The organism is Pumilibacter intestinalis, assembly GCF_943193005.1.
Lineage (GTDB): Bacteria > Bacillota > Clostridia > Christensenellales > Pumilibacteraceae > Pumilibacter > Pumilibacter intestinalis.
This window is the reverse complement of the sequence record NZ_CALPCH010000029.1, coordinates 1-19,387: the sequence shown is the minus strand read 5'-3', so window position 1 is coordinate 19,387 and position 19,387 is coordinate 1. Positions and strand designations below refer to the sequence as shown.

Annotated in this window: 20 protein-coding genes and 1 tRNA gene; all 21 read left to right on the top strand. The window is 40.1% G+C overall.

All coding sequences use genetic code 11. The annotated features are described in order from the left end of the window. Window positions 1-84: 84 nt before the first annotated feature. A tRNA-Asn gene (locus tag NFR55_RS09985) sits at window positions 85-160 on the top strand. 330 nt (window positions 161-490) lie between these two features. Then, complete coding sequence (locus NFR55_RS09980; RefSeq protein WP_251183183.1) at window positions 491-1,963, top strand: Eco57I restriction-modification methylase domain-containing protein; 1,473 nt, start codon at window positions 491-493, stop codon at window positions 1,961-1,963. Then, entirely contained in the window at window positions 1,956-3,044 is a 1,089-nt protein-coding gene (locus NFR55_RS09975) for a DNA cytosine methyltransferase (protein ID WP_251183184.1), read from the top strand. Before NFR55_RS09980 ends, NFR55_RS09975 begins: the two co-directional genes overlap by 8 nt. A gap of 8 nt (window positions 3,045-3,052) precedes the next feature. Next, on the top strand, window positions 3,053-5,599 hold the full coding sequence (locus NFR55_RS09970) for a BpuSI family type II restriction endonuclease (protein WP_251548655.1): 2,547 nt from the start codon (window positions 3,053-3,055) through the stop codon (window positions 5,597-5,599). Between the two features lie 106 nt (window positions 5,600-5,705). Beyond that, window positions 5,706-6,035 (top strand): hypothetical protein, encoded by a 330-nt coding sequence (locus tag NFR55_RS09965; RefSeq protein ID WP_251548653.1) that lies wholly within the window; start codon window positions 5,706-5,708, stop codon window positions 6,033-6,035. Further along, window positions 6,032-6,982, top strand: coding sequence for a Shedu immune nuclease family protein (locus NFR55_RS09960; protein WP_251548651.1), 951 nt, complete (start codon window positions 6,032-6,034; stop codon window positions 6,980-6,982). The genes NFR55_RS09965 and NFR55_RS09960 overlap by 4 nt, the downstream gene beginning before the upstream one ends. 423 nt (window positions 6,983-7,405) lie before the next feature. Continuing rightward, window positions 7,406-8,545: a recombinase family protein gene (locus NFR55_RS09955; protein WP_251548648.1), complete on the top strand. Its 1,140-nt coding sequence runs from the start codon at window positions 7,406-7,408 to the stop codon at window positions 8,543-8,545. A 12-nt stretch (window positions 8,546-8,557) separates the two neighbouring features. After that, complete coding sequence (locus NFR55_RS09950; RefSeq protein ID WP_251548645.1) at window positions 8,558-8,956, top strand: hypothetical protein; 399 nt, start codon at window positions 8,558-8,560, stop codon at window positions 8,954-8,956. 145 nt (window positions 8,957-9,101) lie between these two features. Continuing rightward, window positions 9,102-9,356 (top strand): HNH endonuclease, encoded by a 255-nt coding sequence (locus tag NFR55_RS10605; protein WP_251548643.1) that lies wholly within the window; start codon window positions 9,102-9,104, stop codon window positions 9,354-9,356. Beyond that, entirely contained in the window at window positions 9,343-10,323 is a 981-nt protein-coding gene (locus NFR55_RS09940) for a helix-turn-helix transcriptional regulator (RefSeq protein WP_251548640.1), read from the top strand. Before NFR55_RS10605 ends, NFR55_RS09940 begins: the two co-directional genes overlap by 14 nt. A gap of 15 nt (window positions 10,324-10,338) precedes the next feature. Next, window positions 10,339-10,803 (top strand): hypothetical protein, encoded by a 465-nt coding sequence (locus tag NFR55_RS09935; RefSeq protein WP_251548638.1) that lies wholly within the window; start codon window positions 10,339-10,341, stop codon window positions 10,801-10,803. Window positions 10,804-10,815: 12 nt separating this feature from the next. Next, window positions 10,816-11,046, top strand: coding sequence for a hypothetical protein (locus NFR55_RS09930; protein WP_251548636.1), 231 nt, complete (start codon window positions 10,816-10,818; stop codon window positions 11,044-11,046). A gap of 9 nt (window positions 11,047-11,055) precedes the next feature. Further along, complete coding sequence (locus NFR55_RS09925; protein ID WP_251548633.1) at window positions 11,056-11,286, top strand: hypothetical protein; 231 nt, start codon at window positions 11,056-11,058, stop codon at window positions 11,284-11,286. A 2-nt stretch (window positions 11,287-11,288) separates the two neighbouring features. Then, window positions 11,289-11,870, top strand: a complete 582-nt coding sequence (locus NFR55_RS09920; RefSeq protein WP_251548631.1) for a helix-turn-helix domain-containing protein — start codon at window positions 11,289-11,291, stop codon at window positions 11,868-11,870. A gap of 6 nt (window positions 11,871-11,876) precedes the next feature. Further along, window positions 11,877-12,719, top strand: coding sequence for a hypothetical protein (locus tag NFR55_RS09915; RefSeq protein ID WP_251548629.1), 843 nt, complete (start codon window positions 11,877-11,879; stop codon window positions 12,717-12,719). A 122-nt stretch (window positions 12,720-12,841) separates the two neighbouring features. Beyond that, window positions 12,842-14,653: a GmrSD restriction endonuclease domain-containing protein gene (locus tag NFR55_RS09910; RefSeq protein ID WP_251548627.1), complete on the top strand. Its 1,812-nt coding sequence runs from the start codon at window positions 12,842-12,844 to the stop codon at window positions 14,651-14,653. 24 nt (window positions 14,654-14,677) lie between these two features. After that, on the top strand, window positions 14,678-14,974 hold the full coding sequence (locus NFR55_RS09905) for a hypothetical protein (protein WP_251548625.1): 297 nt from the start codon (window positions 14,678-14,680) through the stop codon (window positions 14,972-14,974). 110 nt (window positions 14,975-15,084) lie between these two features. Beyond that, window positions 15,085-16,806, top strand: coding sequence for an N-6 DNA methylase (locus NFR55_RS09900; protein WP_251548623.1), 1,722 nt, complete (start codon window positions 15,085-15,087; stop codon window positions 16,804-16,806). After that, window positions 16,806-17,324, top strand: a complete 519-nt coding sequence (locus NFR55_RS09895; RefSeq protein WP_251548621.1) for a hypothetical protein — start codon at window positions 16,806-16,808, stop codon at window positions 17,322-17,324. Before NFR55_RS09900 ends, NFR55_RS09895 begins: the two co-directional genes overlap by 1 nt. A 10-nt stretch (window positions 17,325-17,334) precedes the next feature. Next, window positions 17,335-18,846, top strand: a complete 1,512-nt coding sequence (locus NFR55_RS09890; RefSeq protein ID WP_251548618.1) for a type I restriction-modification system subunit M — start codon at window positions 17,335-17,337, stop codon at window positions 18,844-18,846. Continuing rightward, on the top strand, window positions 18,836-19,339 hold the full coding sequence (locus NFR55_RS09885; protein ID WP_251548616.1) for a restriction endonuclease subunit S: 504 nt from the start codon (window positions 18,836-18,838) through the stop codon (window positions 19,337-19,339). Before NFR55_RS09890 ends, NFR55_RS09885 begins: the two co-directional genes overlap by 11 nt. The last annotated feature ends 48 nt before the right edge of the window (window positions 19,340-19,387 follow it).

The window sequence follows — 19,387 nt, the reverse complement described above, 5'->3', positions numbered from 1 at the left end:
ATTTACGTTTGCTTTGTTTTTGTTTTTCTATTCAGTTTCCCTCCTCCGCCTTCTTCGCTGTTGTCTTTGCGTAAAACAAAGTAAGCTCCTTTAGCTCAGTCGGTAGAGCATGCGGCTGTTAACCGCAGTGTCGACAGTTCGAGTCTGCCAAGGAGCGCCAAACCAGTTGGTCGATATGTCATTATCATATCGACCAACTTTTTTCATATTTTGGGGTAAAATATCGTATTTTTGCCCTAAAATTTGCCCTTAGGCGTGGACTAATATTCGAATTGAGTGTTCGTACAGTCAATTTTTATTGCCAAAAACAAAAGTGTTTTTTTGTACAACACACTTCTAACTCAGTTGGGCAAAAAATCTCGCCTGGGCGGATTTGAACTGTTTCGAAGTTGAAATATGTCTAATGTATTTATGCGCATTGAGGTAATCGAATAGCAGTTGTCTTGACAATAATGTATTTTTTTGATATATTAAATATGAGGTTAAAAAAATGGATGCGGTATTTACCATAAGCGATATGGATCTTGGTCAAGTTTTTACAAATAGGAATATAGCAAGATTTATGGCATCGCTTTTTACATTGGATGCAAACGCGACAATGTTGGATCCATGCTTTGGTACAGGTGTCTTTTTAGAAGCTTTAGACAGTCTGGGGTTTAAGAATGTAACAGGGTATGAAATTGATTCAACTTTATGTGATGAGGTTTTATCAAAATTTAAAAAATGTAAGCTTTATAATGAAGATTTCCTAAGTTCACAGCTAAATCATTTTGATGGTATTATAATGAACCCGCCGTATATACGGCAAGAGAAAATAGATGGACTTAGTCCATTAGGAGTCACTAAAAATAAGTTAAGAAATAATATTATTTTTAGTGAACTACCCCAAAATGCAAATCTCTATATGTACTTTATTTTAAAAGCCATTACTATTTTGCGTGAAGGAGGAGAACTTATTGTTATTTTCCCTAATACATGGTTAAAAGCAAGAAATGGTGTCAAATTTAGAGAGTTAATAGGGGCTGAATGTAGTATATTGCAACAAATAAATATAACAGGAAAAGTTTTTGAAAAGAACGCTTTGGTAGATGTGCTAATTTTAAAAATAAAAAAAGAAAAGATATGTGCAGAACCAATCATACAAAATCTATTTTTTGATGGCCAAAAGTTAGTGAAAAAAAAATTAATTCACGAAATGGATTTAGGATTCAATTTGCCGTTCTTTAAAGTTGCAACTGCTAAAAGGGGTTTGACAACAGGCTGTAACGCGATATTCATAAATCCCGCTTTAACATGTAATGAACCATCATGTTTGACGCCGATTATCACTAGCCCCAAATCTATCAAAGGGTTTAGCACTAAAGATGTCAAATTAGACTATTTATTAACTTTAAATCAAGATGTGCCTAATTCTATATTAGAGTATTTAAATTCATGGGAAGAAAAAATCATTAATACTCAATCACCCAAAACGCTATATAATAAAATTCTCGATAAAAAAGCTTGGTATAGATTAAGGCTAATACAAAACGAAGGGATTATATTTAGCTACTTCATAAGAAATGAAATTAGGTTCATTTATAACAATTCATCTTATCAAGTCCGTGATAATTTTTATATAGTCAAACCAAAGATAAGTGGGCTACTTTTATTTGCGCTTTTAAATAATTATTATACATTTTATCAGTTAGAATGCTATGGAAAGCGTTACGGTGCGGGATTATTAAAAATTCAGCGATATGACCTGGAAAGAATTAATTTCCCGGATATAAGTTGTTTTGATGATAATGCTATTTATCAACTTGAAAATTTGTCAATGCAGTTAATTGCAACGAATGACCTGGAAATAGTAAACTCTATAACTCAATTGATATCCCAATATTCTTTAATAGGATACAAGGACATTTTAGAACAGTACAGTGCATTGAAAAAAGAAAGATTAGAGGATAAAAATTATGATTAAAGTAGTAAGTATATTCTCTGGTGGCGGCGGATTGGATTTAGGATTTAAATCCGAAGGATATGATATTATCTGGGCAATAGACAATAACCAGAATGCTGTTGATACTTATAAAACAAACATAGGCAATCATATTATTTGTGAGGATATTAATTCAATAGATGTTAAATCGATTCCTCAAGCTGATGTAGTAATAGGAGGCCCTCCTTGCCAGTCGTTTTCGTTGGCTGGCAAACGTCATACAGAAGATGCTCGTGGACAATTGGTATGGAAGTATATTGAAATTATCAAGCATTTGCAACCCAAGGCATTCGTATTTGAAAATGTGACTGGGTTACTTTCCGCACGCAATTCAAAGAAAGAAAAAATTATTGATAAGCTGATAGAAACATTTGAAAGTATTGGTTACCATTTAGAAAAACAAATTGTAAATGCGGCAGATTACGGTGTACCTCAAAGGAGACGTCGAGTTCTTTTGGTCGGGTTGAAAAATAATATGAAATTTGCTTTCCCGCTCCCTACGCATAGCGAAGACGGGAAACTATTGCCCAAATATGTAAGTGTGCATGAGGCTTTAGGTGATTTGCCTGCAGCGACAGCAAATGAGAATGAAAAAATTCCATATAATATCGAGCCTTCAAATGAGTATCAGCTTATGATGCGAGATAGCTGTACTGGTGTTACAGAGCATGTTGTTCCTAAAATGAGTCAACTTGATGAATTTATAATTAAGCACGTTAAACCTGGCGGTAATTATATGGATATACCTTCTACAGTTGATTCCAAAAGGATAAAAAGGCTACAACAAAGTGGTGGGCATACTACATGTTATGGAAGGCTATTCCCCGATTCGCCCGCTTACACAATTAACACATATTTCAATAGACCCAATGTGGGTTGCAATATTCACTATCAGTATGATAGATTGATAACAATACGCGAAGCGTTGAGATTACAATCATTTCCAGATAATTATGTTTTGGTTTCTTCAAGCAAACAAGGAAAAAGCCTTATTGTAGGGAATGCAGTTCCTCCGTTGTTAGCAAAAATGATTGCTCGTGAATTAAAAAAGCACCTTGCCTAGGAGGGCATATGTGGATTACTTATTCTGATTCCGAAGTCGCTAATTTCCATCCAGTTTGTGAAACGGCATTAAACAGGGCGTTAGTATTGTTGGGTAAAAATGCTCAATATAGAGTTCTGCATCACCAATACACAGGAACATTGGAGATGGATTTTGTTATACAAAATATTGTGACAGGTAAATATTTTTGTGTAATCGAAGTAAAAAGAACCCCAGCGGACATCCATAGTGCCAGATATCAGTATCAGGCACTCTCTTATGTTCAAATGAATGCTAATACTAATGAGGAACCTTTTTATATTCTTACTAATCTTGAATATGCTTTTTCTTTTAGATATGATTCTACAAGACCTCGTGTATTTCAGCAAATGCTAAAACCTGGATTGTTCCATATTGATGATTTTTCAGCAAGCACCGAGGAAAGCTTTACCAACAATCTATCAGAGTTTTTTAGTGATTTACTTGCGGATTTCTTCAATAACAAATTCGAGTATTCTGTTACACTTGAGGAGTTTGCGACTCATATGGAACAAATTAAAAGCAACTCGAAGCAATGGAAAAGTCATTTAGCGGTATTATTATATGAATATATAAGGGGCGCATTTACATTTTTACATCGTAATGTTCTTCATGATATCAGAATTTTTGGTAACGATGTGCCCAAAATTTGTGAAGAAGCGGCAGCGGTAAATTTTAAGGATATTTTTAATTATTCTGAAAGTGAATTTGAACCGCAGCATAATATTACTAATTCAATGCTCTCGAATCTATATGATTTGGGCAATCAGAACGTTTCAGGGGATTCTTTATCTGCGATTCTACATCAAATTGTATCATTTGGGCATGAGCATGATGGTGAAGTTCCCACGGATTTGGAGTTAGGCAGGTTAGTTGCGGTTTTAGCAAAACATTCTTGTGGAGAGCTTTCTGAAACCGATCTTGTATGTGATCCAGCGGCGGGAAGCGGGAATTTGATAAGTTCGGCAATAGAAATTTTACATCTTACACCTAAGCAGATTATCGCAAATGACTATAATTCTAAATTATTGGAATTGTTATCTTTAAGATTGGGCTTGAATTTTGCTATAACGGTTAATAAGCAGAACTCACCAGCTATTTACAATTACAATGTTGTGGATTTGACTAGAGATTTTTTTTGCGATGTTAAAATTTTAATTATGAATCCGCCTTTTGTAGCGGGTATTAATTGTGTGACAAGAAAGGAAGAATTTTACCGGGCAATAAAATCGTTAGCCCATGGCGACATTAAAACTAATGTGGGGCAAATGCCTCTTGAAGCAGTATTTCTAGAGTTGATTACGTTATTGGTCAATCCGGGAACAACTATTGCTTGTGTTTTTCCTAAAACTCATTTGCTTGCCAGAGGAACGGAAGCTCGCATTATTAGAAAATTGATAATTGAAAATTTAGGCCTAAATACTATTTTTACATATCCAGGCACTGGGATATTTGATGATGTTACAAAAGACACATGCGTTCTTGTCGGAAAGGCACTGCAGCCATCGGAAACTATAAAGATTCTTTCAAGCTACGAAAACATCCCTAATCTTGATTCTCATCGATTTGAACAAATGTTAAACGACGAATATTCTTCTGTTTTTGCGTCCCAAATGCCGGGTGTTGTTGGAAGAATTATTTCAAAATCAGAATTTATTGATTCCATAAACGATGGGTGGCGCGCTTTAAACAGCGAAATGGTTGAAGCTGTTACTTTTGTAAAAGAACAATTTGAGAACTCCAAGGTGTTTGAACGACTGGATAAATTTTCTTTTGAAATAAAGCGTGGTGGGGCAGGTAACAGTGGTGGTAGTGATTTAATGTTTATTAGTTCAAGTTGTGAGTTGCTAGAACAGTATGCCACGCAGCTCAGTAATTTGAAGGTTGGGATGCGTAATGCTAAGCTAGGTACATTTTGTGTGGGAAATGGAGATTCGCAATTTTTAGATAGTTCACATATCGATGCGGATTTATTGGAAAGCATAGTCGTAACTTATTTGAATCTCCCGGGTAGAGAAAGCAAGCAACAGCGAAAAGACAAAACAGCTGAACAGTTAAAACAACTTTTAAATAGGGAAAGCAGGAATGTATTTAAGAAAAACTCAGTTTTGATTCCTCGAGCAATAAGGAAAGAGGGCAAAATATATTTGTCCGAAAGTGCGGTTTTTGTCTCAACAAATTTCGTTGTGTGTACTACTCCATCTGAAGATACGGCTCTTCTGCTCTCGACTTGGATGTCAACTATTTTCTACCAACTAATATGCGAAGTGTCATCAAAAGATCAAGAGGGGATGCGCAAAATGGAAGTTACAGACATAGGTGCAACGTGGATTCCTAACCTGAGCAATATTTCTACACATACAGTAGAAATGCTGAAAGTTAAAAAGTCTTCTATAAAATTTCTTAACCTAAAATCTCCAGAGATACGGGAAGTGGATAAAATTTGGGCTGATGAATTATTTGGGGATAATGCGGAATTATTGTTAGCACAAGCGAAAAGGCTGTTAGCGTTCCTTGCTTGTTCAAGGAATCGTTAATTTGTATGTGTGTTTTATAAAGTGCAAGCAAGTTAAACATATATTAAGTCGAATCGAGTTATAAAACTCAAAATATTACAAGAAAATACGCTGTGAGGTATACACTATGGACATTAGGCAGGAATTAGAAAAGGCTATAAAAAATCGCAAACCTATAGAATTTGAATATTTAGGTAACGTTGAAGGTAAGCGCGTAGGCAATCCGCATATTTTGTATATGAAAAAGAACAAGGACGGAACGGTGCCAATTTATGTTGATATTTGGCAAGTTAGCGGCGTAAGTGATAGTGGTGTATTGCCTAATTGGAGACAATTTAAATTCAACCAAATTACATACGTTAAAGTACTGGAAGATGAACCGAGTTTTGAAGTAGCAGAAAAATATAATGAAGAATCAGACAGATATCAAGTCGTTTTGGAAAAGGTGATGGCATGAGCATAAAACATACCGTTTCCATTAGGCAAAATGGGATTGAGCTGATTTTTTCAATAGCTCAACTTAATGAAGCGGATAAGTCCACAAATGATATAGCATATCATATTGGAATCATTTCGGACGGAAATACAAATATGTTAGATTTAACGAGGGACGATTTTTGTAGGCTTTACAATTTTTTAGATACATATCCATTTCTTAAGGACTCTTCTATAGAAAGAACTGGTGCATATTGTCGCACACAAGAGTCGGAACAAGAAATTTTGTCATTATTACGTCAAATTAATAAATCGGATGCCAAAGAGGTTATAAGAAAATTTCTTAAAGAAAATTTATCTAAATCGGATATAGATGTTATACTTGGAAGAAAAGAAGCATTAAGCAAATTCGAGCAAATGTTACAAAGTGGAGTTCCCGAACCGAAATGGCAAGAGTTTTTTGAAAACAATGATTGGATATTCGGCTATGGCTTAAAGTATAAATACTTAAAGATTTTACAACGAGAAGCTCATGTATCCGATACTGATTTATCGGGACAGGGTGCGGTAATCGATGATTTTTTGATGACAGATAAATTCACAAAATTGGTTGAACTAAAGCGCCCGGATACGCCGTTGTTTGGTAGCGATAAGTATAGGAATGGCGCTTGGCAATTATCCGATGAATTGACAAATGCCGTCAGTCAAATATTGGCGCAAAAAGCTGAGTGGGAATTGAAATCGCATGGGGAAAATTATGATGAAAGCGGTAATAGGATAACGCAGCCCACTCATGATCCCGAGTGTATTCTCATTATTGGAAATTTAGATAATATTGACGGTTCGGATAAAGAGCGAGCAGTCAAGCTTCGTACATTTGAGTTATATAGGAGAAATTTGCGTAATATCGAAATTTTATGTTATGACGAATTATACGAGAGAGCAAAGTTTATTATTGCGCATGAGTAAATTCTTGTTTCAGCTTTTGAAAAAGTGTTTTTTTGTACAACTGACATACTAAAATACCGCCGAAAAGTGTTATTTTGTACAACACACACAAGTGTGTCGGTCTAAAAGTCTTCTGACTTTCAGACCGATTTTCACGTTTTCGGGGCATTTTCGGGGCGTTTTTGCCCGAAATTCAGCCGCCGAACGAAATCCGAATGACCGAGAGTAAAAAATATGCAACTCTCGGTCATTTTTTATTTGAAAAACGGTAAAATTTTTTGTCAAACACACTCTTGCTTGTCACTACTAAATCTATCCCCCGACAAGATTTGAATAACATATAATCAGCGGTGGCTTATTATGCGATAAAAGAGTATAATATAGTTACTCTCTAATTCGCTCGGACCGTCAAGTCAAATCTTGGGTGATAAAGGGGGTGATGAAATGAACAATAAAAAGGGTAAAAAGAAGTCAGCATCTGCGGAAAGAATTCGCAAGGCATACGAGAAAAGCAACGAAGTCAATGTTGAAGTAATCCCGGCAAGGGATGAGAGAACGAAAGATGATCCGAATAGGAAATGGAATGTATGCGCGTATTGCCGCGTCAGCACGGATGAAGAATCTCAACAATCGAGTTACGAATTACAGGTACAACATTATACCGAATTTATACTCGGTCACAAAAATTGGATACTGCACAAAGTCTATGCCGACGAGGGAATCAGCGGTACATCCGTTCGGAATCGGAAGCGCTTCCTTGAAATGATTGACGATTGCAAGGCGGGCAAAATCGACTTGATTATAACGAAATCGATTAGCCGCTTTGCTCGTAATATTCTCGATTGTATTGCGTATGTTCGTGAATTAAAACAAATGAAACCGCCTGTCGGCGTATTCTTTGAAACGGAAAATATCAATACTTTGGACTCGACCAGCGAAATGATTTTGACCGTATTATCGGCAGTAGCGCAGGAAGAGTCGGCGCAAAAATCCAATAGTTTGAAATGGTCGTACCAAAAACGATTCAAGAAAGGTATCCCCGTAAACAATATGTGGGCGGTCTTGGGATATGACACGGATAGCGATGGGAACATCGTAATCGTGGAAAAGGAAGCCGAGATCGTGAGAGGAATTTTTCGGGCATACGCGGACGGACAAAGTGCGAGCGAAATCGCAAGGATGTTGACAAAAGCCAAAATACCTACGCCTAAGGGCAAAGGCGTATGGTCGGCAGGTACGGTAACGGGAATGCTACACAACGAAAAATACTGCGGCGATATGCGAATGCAAAAAACGGTATCGGTCGATTTATTCAACCATAAAGTCGCAAAGAACGACGGGATAGTCGACCAATACCTAATAAAAGATTATCATCCGCCGATAGTGTCGCGGCATCTATTCGATAAAGTGCAAGCAATTTTCCGTGGCGGAGGAAATCGTAACTATACCAAAAAGCGTGCTACAAAGAAAGTGAAGCTCAAACAGATAAAGAAAGGACGGCTACAGGGATTTATGCCTATTCCCGCAAATGCCGATTCTATCGATATCGAACAACAAACAGCCAAAATAATAATCAAAAAATAGGAGAAAACAATTATGGCATTGAAAGGTTTCAAAAGCATATCGGTATTGGGATGCAGTAGCGCATCCACAATGACTATCACCAGTAAGTATTTCAAATTCAACGGCGATACCGCAAGAGAATTGGAAATGCCGAAATACATTCAATTTCTCGTCAACGACAAAACCAAGCAGGTGGCTATCTTGGCTTGTAATGCGGACGATGAGAATGCGGTCGAGTTCCACTGCAAAGACAATCCGAACGAAAGACAGTTTGCGATAAGCGTAGCGCACAAAGCGGCACACGCGGCTATTCGCCGTCTTATGGGATGGAGCGACGAAAAATCGCGGAGAATGACGGGGGTCTATGTTCCCGAAGAACAAGCGATAATCTACAGCTTGGATAAAGCGGTAGAACTCGGAAAGAACGAATAGAACAACGGTGGCAGCACGAAGCAATTCGACTGCCACTTATGCTATGCGCAAAGGTGTAACAAAAATGACACACCTAATTCTTTACAATTCCAACAAAAAATGCTATACTTAAAAAGTAAAAATCTATAAAGGAGGTACTCTCGATATGTTTGCCAAAAGACACAGGTCATACTACACGAAAGAAGGCTATAAGCAAGAATATAAGCCGAACAGTCCCGAAGCGCGAAGCGACGGGTATGTAGCCGTACACCGCGATGTCGCAAGCAGGAAAATAGGTAGACCGTTGCGTTCGAACGAAGTGGTACATCACCGCGACGGAAATAAGCGCAATAATAGGCCGAGTAACTTGCAAGTGATGAGTCGGCGGAAACATTGGTATGTGCATCATGGAAAAAGATAAAAAATTACGGCCGCTGAAAATATGGGAAATCCTCCGCCGCGAAACGGACGAAGATCATCCGATGGGAACGGAAGCGCTCCGTGAGAAGTTAAAAGAAAGCGGATATCCGTGTACTCGTAAAACGCTTTATGCCGATATAGCATTGCTGAATGCCCACGGATACGAGATAATGCATACGCGCAAGATTAGCAACGAATATTATGTTGCCGATCGTAGTTTCGACATACCCGAATTGCAAATCTTAATGGACGCGGTACAAGCGGCGAGTTTTATCACCGATAAAAAGACAAAGGAATTGGTAGGGAAAATCGCACAGCTTGCCGGGGATAAGAAAGCGGAAGTTCTACAAAAGAACACCGTCGAGTTTCATATACCAAAAAGCGATAATGAGCAGATATACTATATCGTGGACAAGATTGCCAACGCGATAGAGCAAAGACGGCAAATCTCATTTTTATATTTCGATTACGATATATATCACCAACGGGCATATCGAAAAGATAGGCGGCGGTATATTGTCAATCCGCTTTCAACCGTATTTTCGAACGACAACTACTACCTTATGTGCTATGACGATAAACACGGAAATATTGGGCATTATCGAATTGATCGAATGGATGATATGAGAATCGAACTCGCGCCGATAAACGAAACGGAAGAGTCAAAGAAATTTGACTCGTCACGCCATAAAAGGGCATTGTTTGAGATGTTCAGCGGGGAAGACGCAAGAGTATCCTTTCAAGCCGATAAAACGCTTGTAGACCATATTTTCGACAAATTCGGGAAAGACGTACATATAGCGTATGGCGAAGGGAATACGGTGATATTTTCAGCCGACGTGCAAGTCAGCAATAGGTTTCTCGGATGGTGCTGTTCGTTTGGGGATATGCTCAAAGTCACAGCTCCGCAGTCTGTGGTAAATCAGGTAAATGACTTTTTGGCGGAAACCGCAGGGCAATACAAGTGAGCAAAGGTGAATTATATGGATACCAAAATATGTGTGACCGAAATAGAAGATATGATGCGTTATATCGAAGAAATCTCTGCTCGATTGGGGCAGCCCATTACTGCATCAGACTATTATATCGAGGATTTGGGGTGTCCTCACGCAAAGCCAAAGAACCTGCCGAAAGGCTATGCGGCGGTGTATATGTTTGCCTATAACGGAGAATGGTTGAAAATTGGTAAGGCAAACGCTAAGTCAAAGGCACGATATACATCGCATCATTATGGATTCAATGCTAAAAGCACTCTATCGAAATCGCTTGCGGCTGACTCAACGATGAGCCAATATGGGATATGCCGTGACAACTCTCGTGAGTGGGTGGAGAAAAACACATACCGCATTAATATTTTAATTAAAACAGAATTGGGTAAAGCCGCAACCGAACTTGTGGAGGCGGTAATGCATTACAAATTTCGCCCTCGATATGAAGGGGCAATATAAGGAGAAAAACCAATGGAAACAATTACATATACGGCAAAAGGAATACAAAAGAGCAATCGCGGCACAGCTCGCAAAGACGGGGTTGAGTACGCGATGCGCGAACTGCAAAGTAAGTGGAAACTTGTAACTGAATCGGGCGTCGCAAAAATCGAATTCGAGTGGAACAAAAAAGACTTGCCCGAATTCAGCGATTGGTGCGAACATCTTGCAAGCGAAGGCTACGAGATACTGCTCGCCGATTAGAGGGGTAAGATGCTTTTCATCGAAATATTAACGATATTTTGGCAAGGCTTTTGCCAGACGCTGTTTGGCATTTTTGACGCAGTGTATGCGATGCTGCCTGCCGCGGTGCAGCTAAATAAATTGGCAAGCTATTTCACGCCGACAGGAATGATGGCGTTATATCTCGGTGTGCCGACTGTGCTTGTCACGATAATATGCGGGATCGCAAAAAGAGTGATAAATAAAGCAAAAGCGAGGTGACTATGAAAAACATTATGGAAATGCCTTTTTGCGAGGCGATGATGTATGTTCGCAAAAAGAATAAAGATTGCAGCTCACGTTCGAAATTGGCGGTAAGGACTCACATAGAGAGTTGGAGTATTGCAGCGTTCGAGCGTGGAGAAAGGTTGCCGACAAGAAAGCAACTGGCGGCAATATGCAAAGAATTGAATAGTGCGGAATTAAGGGAAATCGGCGAACGTGAAATCGAGTATGCTCGGACGCATCCCGATGTTAAAATATGCTATGCCGACAATACAACTTGTTGGAAGTGTCATCAGCCGATGAAAACCGTGTACGGATTAATCGACGGGTGTCCCATACCGCCCGATGCATTCAGCGACGGAATGATAAAGATATGTGCCGACAAAGGCGTCATACTCGCTGAGCGGCGTAGCGGTACGACGGGCGAAACGCACTTGGTAAATGTGTGCGAACATTGCGGCGCGTTCTTGGGTGAATTCTATTTGCACGATTTATGGTATGGAGAAACCGAAACCATACAGGTCGAAGACGTTTCCGATTTTATTCCCAATAAAGAAGAAATCGAAGAGGACAAAGAGTAGGAGGTTATGGAAGAGAGTAGCAAGAAACTTAATAAGTGGGAACTCGCCCGGTATCTAATCGATGCAAAGAAATGCGTCGATAGTATTTTATTTATAGAAGAAAATAAATCTCGATTGGTAAACATAGGTTTGCGAGATGAAGTGTCATTACTGCGTCAGCGGTTTTATATAAACTGTGGCGTGGTTTTGGATGCCCAATTCCCCAAGCGTGAGAAGAAAACTATTTGCGATAAAAATGAAATAGTACGCGCGATATACTATGAGCGCGATAAAAATGCGGCGCACAAAGACATTGACTATCGAAGCAAAGAGGACGAAACTTTGAAAGCAATGGCAGAAGTAATGAAAAAGCAAATAACTTGTGTTCGTGAGTTATGTTCTGCTGTCTTACCTGATGTAATTACACTTGACTTTGTAGCACACGATAAAAAACTTTTCCGTATGATACACGGCATCACGCCAGAAATAGAAGAACAAATAAATAGAATTAAGCATCCAAAGTATGGACAGCCGTTGCCGAAGGATGCAACATTATTGCCGCCGCGAAAAGTTCTAAATGACACGGAGGAAATACGAGCAATGGGAAGCGATGCCGCAAAAGAGTGCGCCGTAATTATAGACGCGGAATTGAATACGGAAGAAGGTTTGCAAAATAGGCAGGACGGATGCATTAAGATAAATGCAATTCACGGTCAAAATATGTGGGCAACAATAAATCAAAGTGAAGTAGAAAAATTCAAAAGATTAAAACAGATAGGGTTTTTGGACGACTTTGAAATACCTCAGCTTATACCTGACGACGATCCGCGATGGGAAGAAATAAAAGAGATATTGGGATTCAAACCGTAAAATGTAAAATATAAAAATGACAATGAGTCGCAAGATTATTTACAATGGGCATAGCATTCTATTGAAAAAACAGTCGAAATATGTTATAATTATTATCGAAAAACACATCGAGGAGATACGCGATGCAAAACTACGAAATCAATAAATACAGCGTCGGCACAATTTTGAACTATGTGAAGAATAAGGACATAGCCATACCAGAAATACAGCGCCCTTTTGTATGGAAAAACAAGCAGGTACGCGATTTAATCGACTCGCTGTATCGCGGCTTCCCGGTCGGTTATTTGATTATCAGCCAAAATCCGTCCGTAAAACTCAAAGACGGGACGCTGTCTAAAGGAAAGAAAGTCCTCATCGATGGACAGCAAAGGGTAACGGCATTGATGACTTCTTTGCTCGGTCTTAAGGTTTTGGATAGCAGTTACAAAGAAAAGGTGGTAAAAATAGCGTTCAATCCGTTTGCCGCCGATGACGAGGAATGCTTTGAAGTGCAGGACAGCTCGCACCTCAAGAGCAAGAAATGGATAGAAGATATATCCATATTTTTTGACACGCAATTCGATATGTTCGGGTTTATGCAAAGGTATTGCGCGGATAATCCCGAAATCACGCAAAAGCAAATGTACGAGATAGTGCAGCGTGTAAAGAGTATCGAAAATAGAGATATAGGCGTGATAGAGCTGGCATCCGATCTCGACACGGATATCGTGACCAATGTGTTCATAAGAATCAATTCGCAAGGCACGACATTAAGCCAAGCGGACTTTGCAATGTCTAAGATTGCGGCGGATGAAAAGTTTGGCGGAAATATGCTCCGCAAAGCAATAGACTATTTCTGCCATCTTGCCACTGAGCCGAGTTTTTATCATACGCTCGAAACAAGCGATAAGGAATTTATGAATTCGCAGTTCGGCAAAAAGGTGTCTTGGCTTAAAGATGACAATTCGGACATATACGATCCATCGTATGAAGATATGCTACGCGTGTCCTTCATACATATGTTTTCGAGAGGTAAGCTGAAGGACTTGGTCAGCTTACTTTCGGGTAGGGATTTCGAAACCAAGGACTACAAGGAAGAGATTGCCGAAGAATCGTTTAATAAGCTCACCGAAGGCATTTTGCATTTTATGCATGAGTATTATTTCGAGCAATTTGTGTTGGCGATAAAGAGCGCGGGATTCATTAGTTCAAGGCTGATAACATCGCAAAGTGCGCTCGACTTTGCGTATGTCATTTACTTAAAACTTATGCTTACGGGTGAGGTCGATAAAACGCAAATCAAGCACTATGTTGCTAAATGGTTCGTTATGTCTATACTGACGGGACGTTATTCGGGTTCGGCGGAAACAGCAATGGACAAGGATATCCGCGACATAAATGCGAAGGGTGTGGTTGCTTGCTTGCGAGATATCGAAGCGGCACATTTATCGGATACTTTTTGGAAGGTCGGTCTTGTGCAAAGGTTGGATACATCTTCGGTTAACAGCCCGGCATTGATGGCGTACTTTGCGGCGCAAATTGTGAGCGGAGATAAAGGGCTTTTCTCGCCGACATCGACGGTGGCGAATTTATTTGGGGCAAGCGATGTGCATCACATTTTCCCTAAGGCGTATTTGCGCAAGACGAATGAGTTGGATCAAAAAACAATTTATAATCAGGTGGCAAACTACACTTACTTGGACACTCCTGTAAATATAGCAATAGGTGATGATGCGCCTAATCAATACTTTAAGCAGGCATTTGAATCGGCGCGGACGAGCAGCACGGTGTTCGGCGTACCAATGACAGAAACAGAATTGCGCCAAAATCTCAAAGAGAACTGCATTCCTCTGGAGATTGTCGATTGGAATTATGGCAATTATATTACAGATTTCTTGCCCAGACGAAGAGAGTTGATGGCGGCAAAAATTGAAGATTATTATAAAAAATTATAATATCAGTATGGTAGGTACAACACAATGAAAATTTTGTATTATAATCCCATAGAAATGCCCGCCGAGGTTTGTTTGGAATCCAAAATCCTTGGCATTAAAAAGCAGTATCACTGTAGCGCACCGAGCGGACCAGTCGATATGGATGAACTATTTAGACTTGCTTCAACCGATACATTCGACAAGGTTGATGTATTGCTTACGTCTCACAATGAAGCCTATTATAGAAAGACAAAGAAATCCATACAACAAGAGGTTGTTGACGGATGGGTATCGCTGAAGGAATATAAGAACGGCGGCGGATACCTTAAAGATAGAATTTAATTTTGGTTATTAAAAACCAAAAATCTGTGTAAAATCACTTGACAAGATATAAAGGGAGGTGTATAATAAAGTTATTATTGGTTATGGATAACCAAAACGGAGGCAGGCAATTGGATATCAAAGACAAGGTAATGAAATTGGAGTGGGAGCTCGGTGAGCAATTTAGGCAAGATGCTTTTTTTGTTGCGTTTGAAAAATCAATAGCGGTAACCTATTTTATATTGAAAATTAAAGAAAGCGGATGTGATCTTGGCTCGACAAAAAGCGTTTTAGATTTATGCGAATTGCTACCAGATGAAGAGATTCGTTTCTTTGTGTATGATAAACTTAAAGGGATAGAACAAAGCCTATTTGAGAAAGTTGACCAATATGCAAGCGAAGTATTAAAAGGGTTTATTCTCGGCAATATGGCAAAACCTTTCTATGAAAATATGCCAGAAGAGTGTTCGACACCTATTGGAATATGCAAGCTTGCCACAAAAATACTTGACATTCAACCGGGAGAAAAGGTTCTTGATAATTGCTTGGGCAGTGGTACTTTTCTTTCAATGGCGTATGATCGTCAGCCTAATGCGGACTTTTTTGGAATTGAGATAAACAGTTCTGTTGCCATTATAGCAAAAATACGCCTTTCTTTGTTGAGTGAGAATATATATGTCAAAATCGGGAATGCTCTGGATACGAATTTTGACGAGAGCGAATTTGATAAAGTATTTTCGGATCATCCGTTCGGGCAAAAAATACGTTGGACCATAGACGAATATACACTGAATAAATTTGCCATTGACTTTCCTGAATTAAGCAAAGGGACGTCGGCGGATTGGATTTATAATTATCAGCTTTGTTCAACATTAAAAAAAGATGGAATGGGCGTTACTACGATGACGCTTGGTGGCTTATGGAACACCATAGACGCACCGATAAGGAAGCAATTTCTTAAACAACGGATTATTAAGGCAATCATCAAGCTACCCGCGAAATTATATAATACGACAGCAATACCTTGTGCGCTTGTCGTGTTTGGCGGACAAAATGATAAAATACGGTTTATCGACGCATCCAATGAGTACGAGGAGGGGCGGCGGCATAACTCTTTGACGGATAACAATGTTGAAAGAATATGCCGTGCTTTATACGAGGATTCGGACATATCTCGGACTGTAACGATAGAGGAAATAGCCGAAAACGATTTTTGCTTCGATCCGACGAGATATTTGGAAATGATGGTCGAGGTTGAAGATGGTGTCGAGTTCAAAACGATAATAAGAAACATAACAAGAGGGGCTTCCTATTCGGCGAGCGAATTGGATGAATTATCGTCAGCCATTCCAACAGACTTCCAATATATGATGTTGGGTAACGTAAAAAACGGTCTTGTTGACGCTGAACTCCCGTACTTAAAAGAAATACCCGCAAAATTTGAAAAGTATTGCATTCACAGCGGAAATATATTGATATCCAAAAACGGTTATCCGTTTAAGGTTGCAGTAGCCGAGCCTGATCCGAACAAAATGGTTTTGGCGAATGGAAACTTATATGTGATCGAATTGGATACCGATAAGGTCAATCCCTATTATGTGAAAGCATATTTGGATAGCGAACAAGGAATCGCACAATTAAAGCGTATAACGGTTGGTGCTACGATTCCGAATATTGGGGTAGCTCAACTGAATACGATATTAATTCCGTTGATACCAATGGAAGAACAAAGAACAACTGCAGCTCGATGTCAAGCGTTATTGGATGAAATAAGATTATACCGCCACAAGATCGAAAAAGCAGAGAATGAACTTAAAACAGTGTTCTCTACAAAGGCCGAAGGGAACGACTGATGGCGCGCGGAATAGACGAATTAGATGAAATCCTTGATGAGATACATAAGAGAGTGTTCTTGGCGAATCGGTTAGATGAGTTGGACGATCTTCTTATTCAATGGGGTTTAGGCGAATACGTTCAGCATAAAGAGAGTGTAGAGCGTTTTGCAACAGGAAAAATCGTGATCATCGGCGCGTCTGAAATAAAAGAATCCATAATACTTGCAATTTGTAAAGACGCTGGAATAAGCAAGTCAAGAGTGGAAACGTGTTTGGATTACGAGAAGGCACAAAAGTTCGATTATAAAAAACTGCGTTACAACTCAATGTATAGTGTTGTGCTATTTGGCGCAGTGCCGCACAGTACCGTTGACAGGGGCGATGCAGGGAGCATAATAGCTCAGTTGGAGTCTCAAAGCGGTTACCCACCTATAAAAAGATTGATGGCTGGGGAAGAACTGAAAATCACAAAAAGCAATCTAAAAAAGGCAATACAAGAATTGCTTATTAAAAAAATCATTATGCCAGACTATTAAAGGAGAACATATGGCAGACAAAAACAATGCAAATATAGGCTTTGAAAAAGAGATATGGGACGCGGCGTGTGTGCTGTGGGGGCATATCCCGGCAGCGGAATACCGCAAGGTAATCGTAGGACTCATATTCCTGCGCTACATTTCGTGTGCCTTTGAAAAGAAATACGATGCGCTTGTCGCCGAAGGCGAAGGCTTTGAAGATGACCGCGACGCTTACGAATCGGAAAACATCTTTTTCGTACCCGAAGCGGCACGGTGGAGCACGATAGCCGCCGCCGCGCACACGCCCGAAATAGGCAAGGTCATCGATAACGCTATGACCGCAATAGAGTCGGAAAACAAAAAGCTGAAAAACGTGTTGCCCAAGAACTATGGTAATCCCGATTTGGACAAGCGCGTTCTCGGCGATGTCGTCGATTTGTTTACAAATAATATCCACATGGACGATACCGACGAAAGCAAGGACTTGCTCGGTCGCACTTATGAATACTGTATCGCACAGTTCGCCGCATACGAGGGAACAAAAGGCGGTGAGTTCTACACGCCGTCGAGCATAGTCAAAACCATAGTTGCTATATTAAAACCGTTCGACAACTGCCGTGTGTACGATCCGTGCTGCGGATCGGGCGGTATGTTCGTGCAATCGGCAAAATTCTTGCAAGCGCACAGCGGCAAGCGCGGAAACCTTGCTGTGTATGGGCAAGAGTCGAACTCCGACACTTGGAAAATGGCAAAGATGAATATGGCGATACGCGGCATCGACGCGGACTTCGGACCGTACCATCAAGACACGTTCTTCAACGATTTGCATCCTACGCTGAAAGCCGATTTCATAATGGCAAATCCGCCATTCAACCTCTCCAATTGGGGCGGCGATAAACTCCGCGACGATAAGCGGTGGAAATACGGAATACCGCCCGCCGGGAACGCTAACTTTGCGTGGATTCAGCATATGATTCACCACCTGCACGACAGCCATGGCAAACTCGGCTTGGTGCTTGCAAACGGCGCTCTTTCGTCGCAAAGTAGCGGCGAGGGCGAGATTCGCAAAAACATTATCAACGCCGACCTCGTGGAAGGCATCGTGGCATTGCCCACGCAACTCTTTTATAGTGTAACCATACCCGTCACACTTTGGTTTATTACTAAGGGCAAAAAGCAGCGCGGAAAAACGGTGTTCATCGATGCGCGGAAGATGGGGTATATGGTAGACCGTAAGCACCGCGACTTTACCGACGAGGATATTCAAAAAATCGCCGATACGTTCGAGGCGTTTCAAAACGGCACGCTCGAAGACGTAAAAGGTTTTTGTGCGGTAAAGACCACTGCCGACATCGCCGAGCAAGACTACATACTCACGCCCGGCAGATATGTGGGCATAGAGGAGCAAGAAGACGACGGGGAGCCGTTCGAAGAAAAAATGACACGGCTTACATCCGAACTCTCGCAAATGTTCGCCAAATCTCACGAACTCGAAGACGAGATACGCAAGAAATTGGGGGCGATTGGGTATGACATCTAAGCTCTCGAATATATGTTTTTATGCGAAAGGGAAAGTCGCTGTTAAATCGTTAACCAAGGCTAATTACATCTCTACTGAGAATATGCTCCCAAATCGTGGGGGTGTTGTCAATGCAACAACGCTACCGACAATAGAAGATACGCAAGGATACTGTGTGGGCGATGTGCTTGTTTCTAATATACGCCCATACTTTAAGAAAATATGGTTTGCTGATTCAAATGGCGGTTGTTCCAATGACGTGCTCGTTTTTCGAGCGAAGGAGGGAGTGGACGCAAGATATTTATATTATGTTTTAGCGGACGATTCGTTTTTTAATTATTCCAATGCTACGTCAAAAGGCACAAAGATGCCGAGGGGCGATAAATCGGCTATTATGGATTACATAATTGAGGAACATAGCCTGATTGAGCAACATCGCATTGCGGATATTTTGAGTGCTTTGGATAAAAAAATCGCAAATAATAATGCGATAAATGATAATTTAGCGGCTTAAATGTCTACGTCGGAAACATCAATTTCGCCACTCATAAGTTTGGGTAAA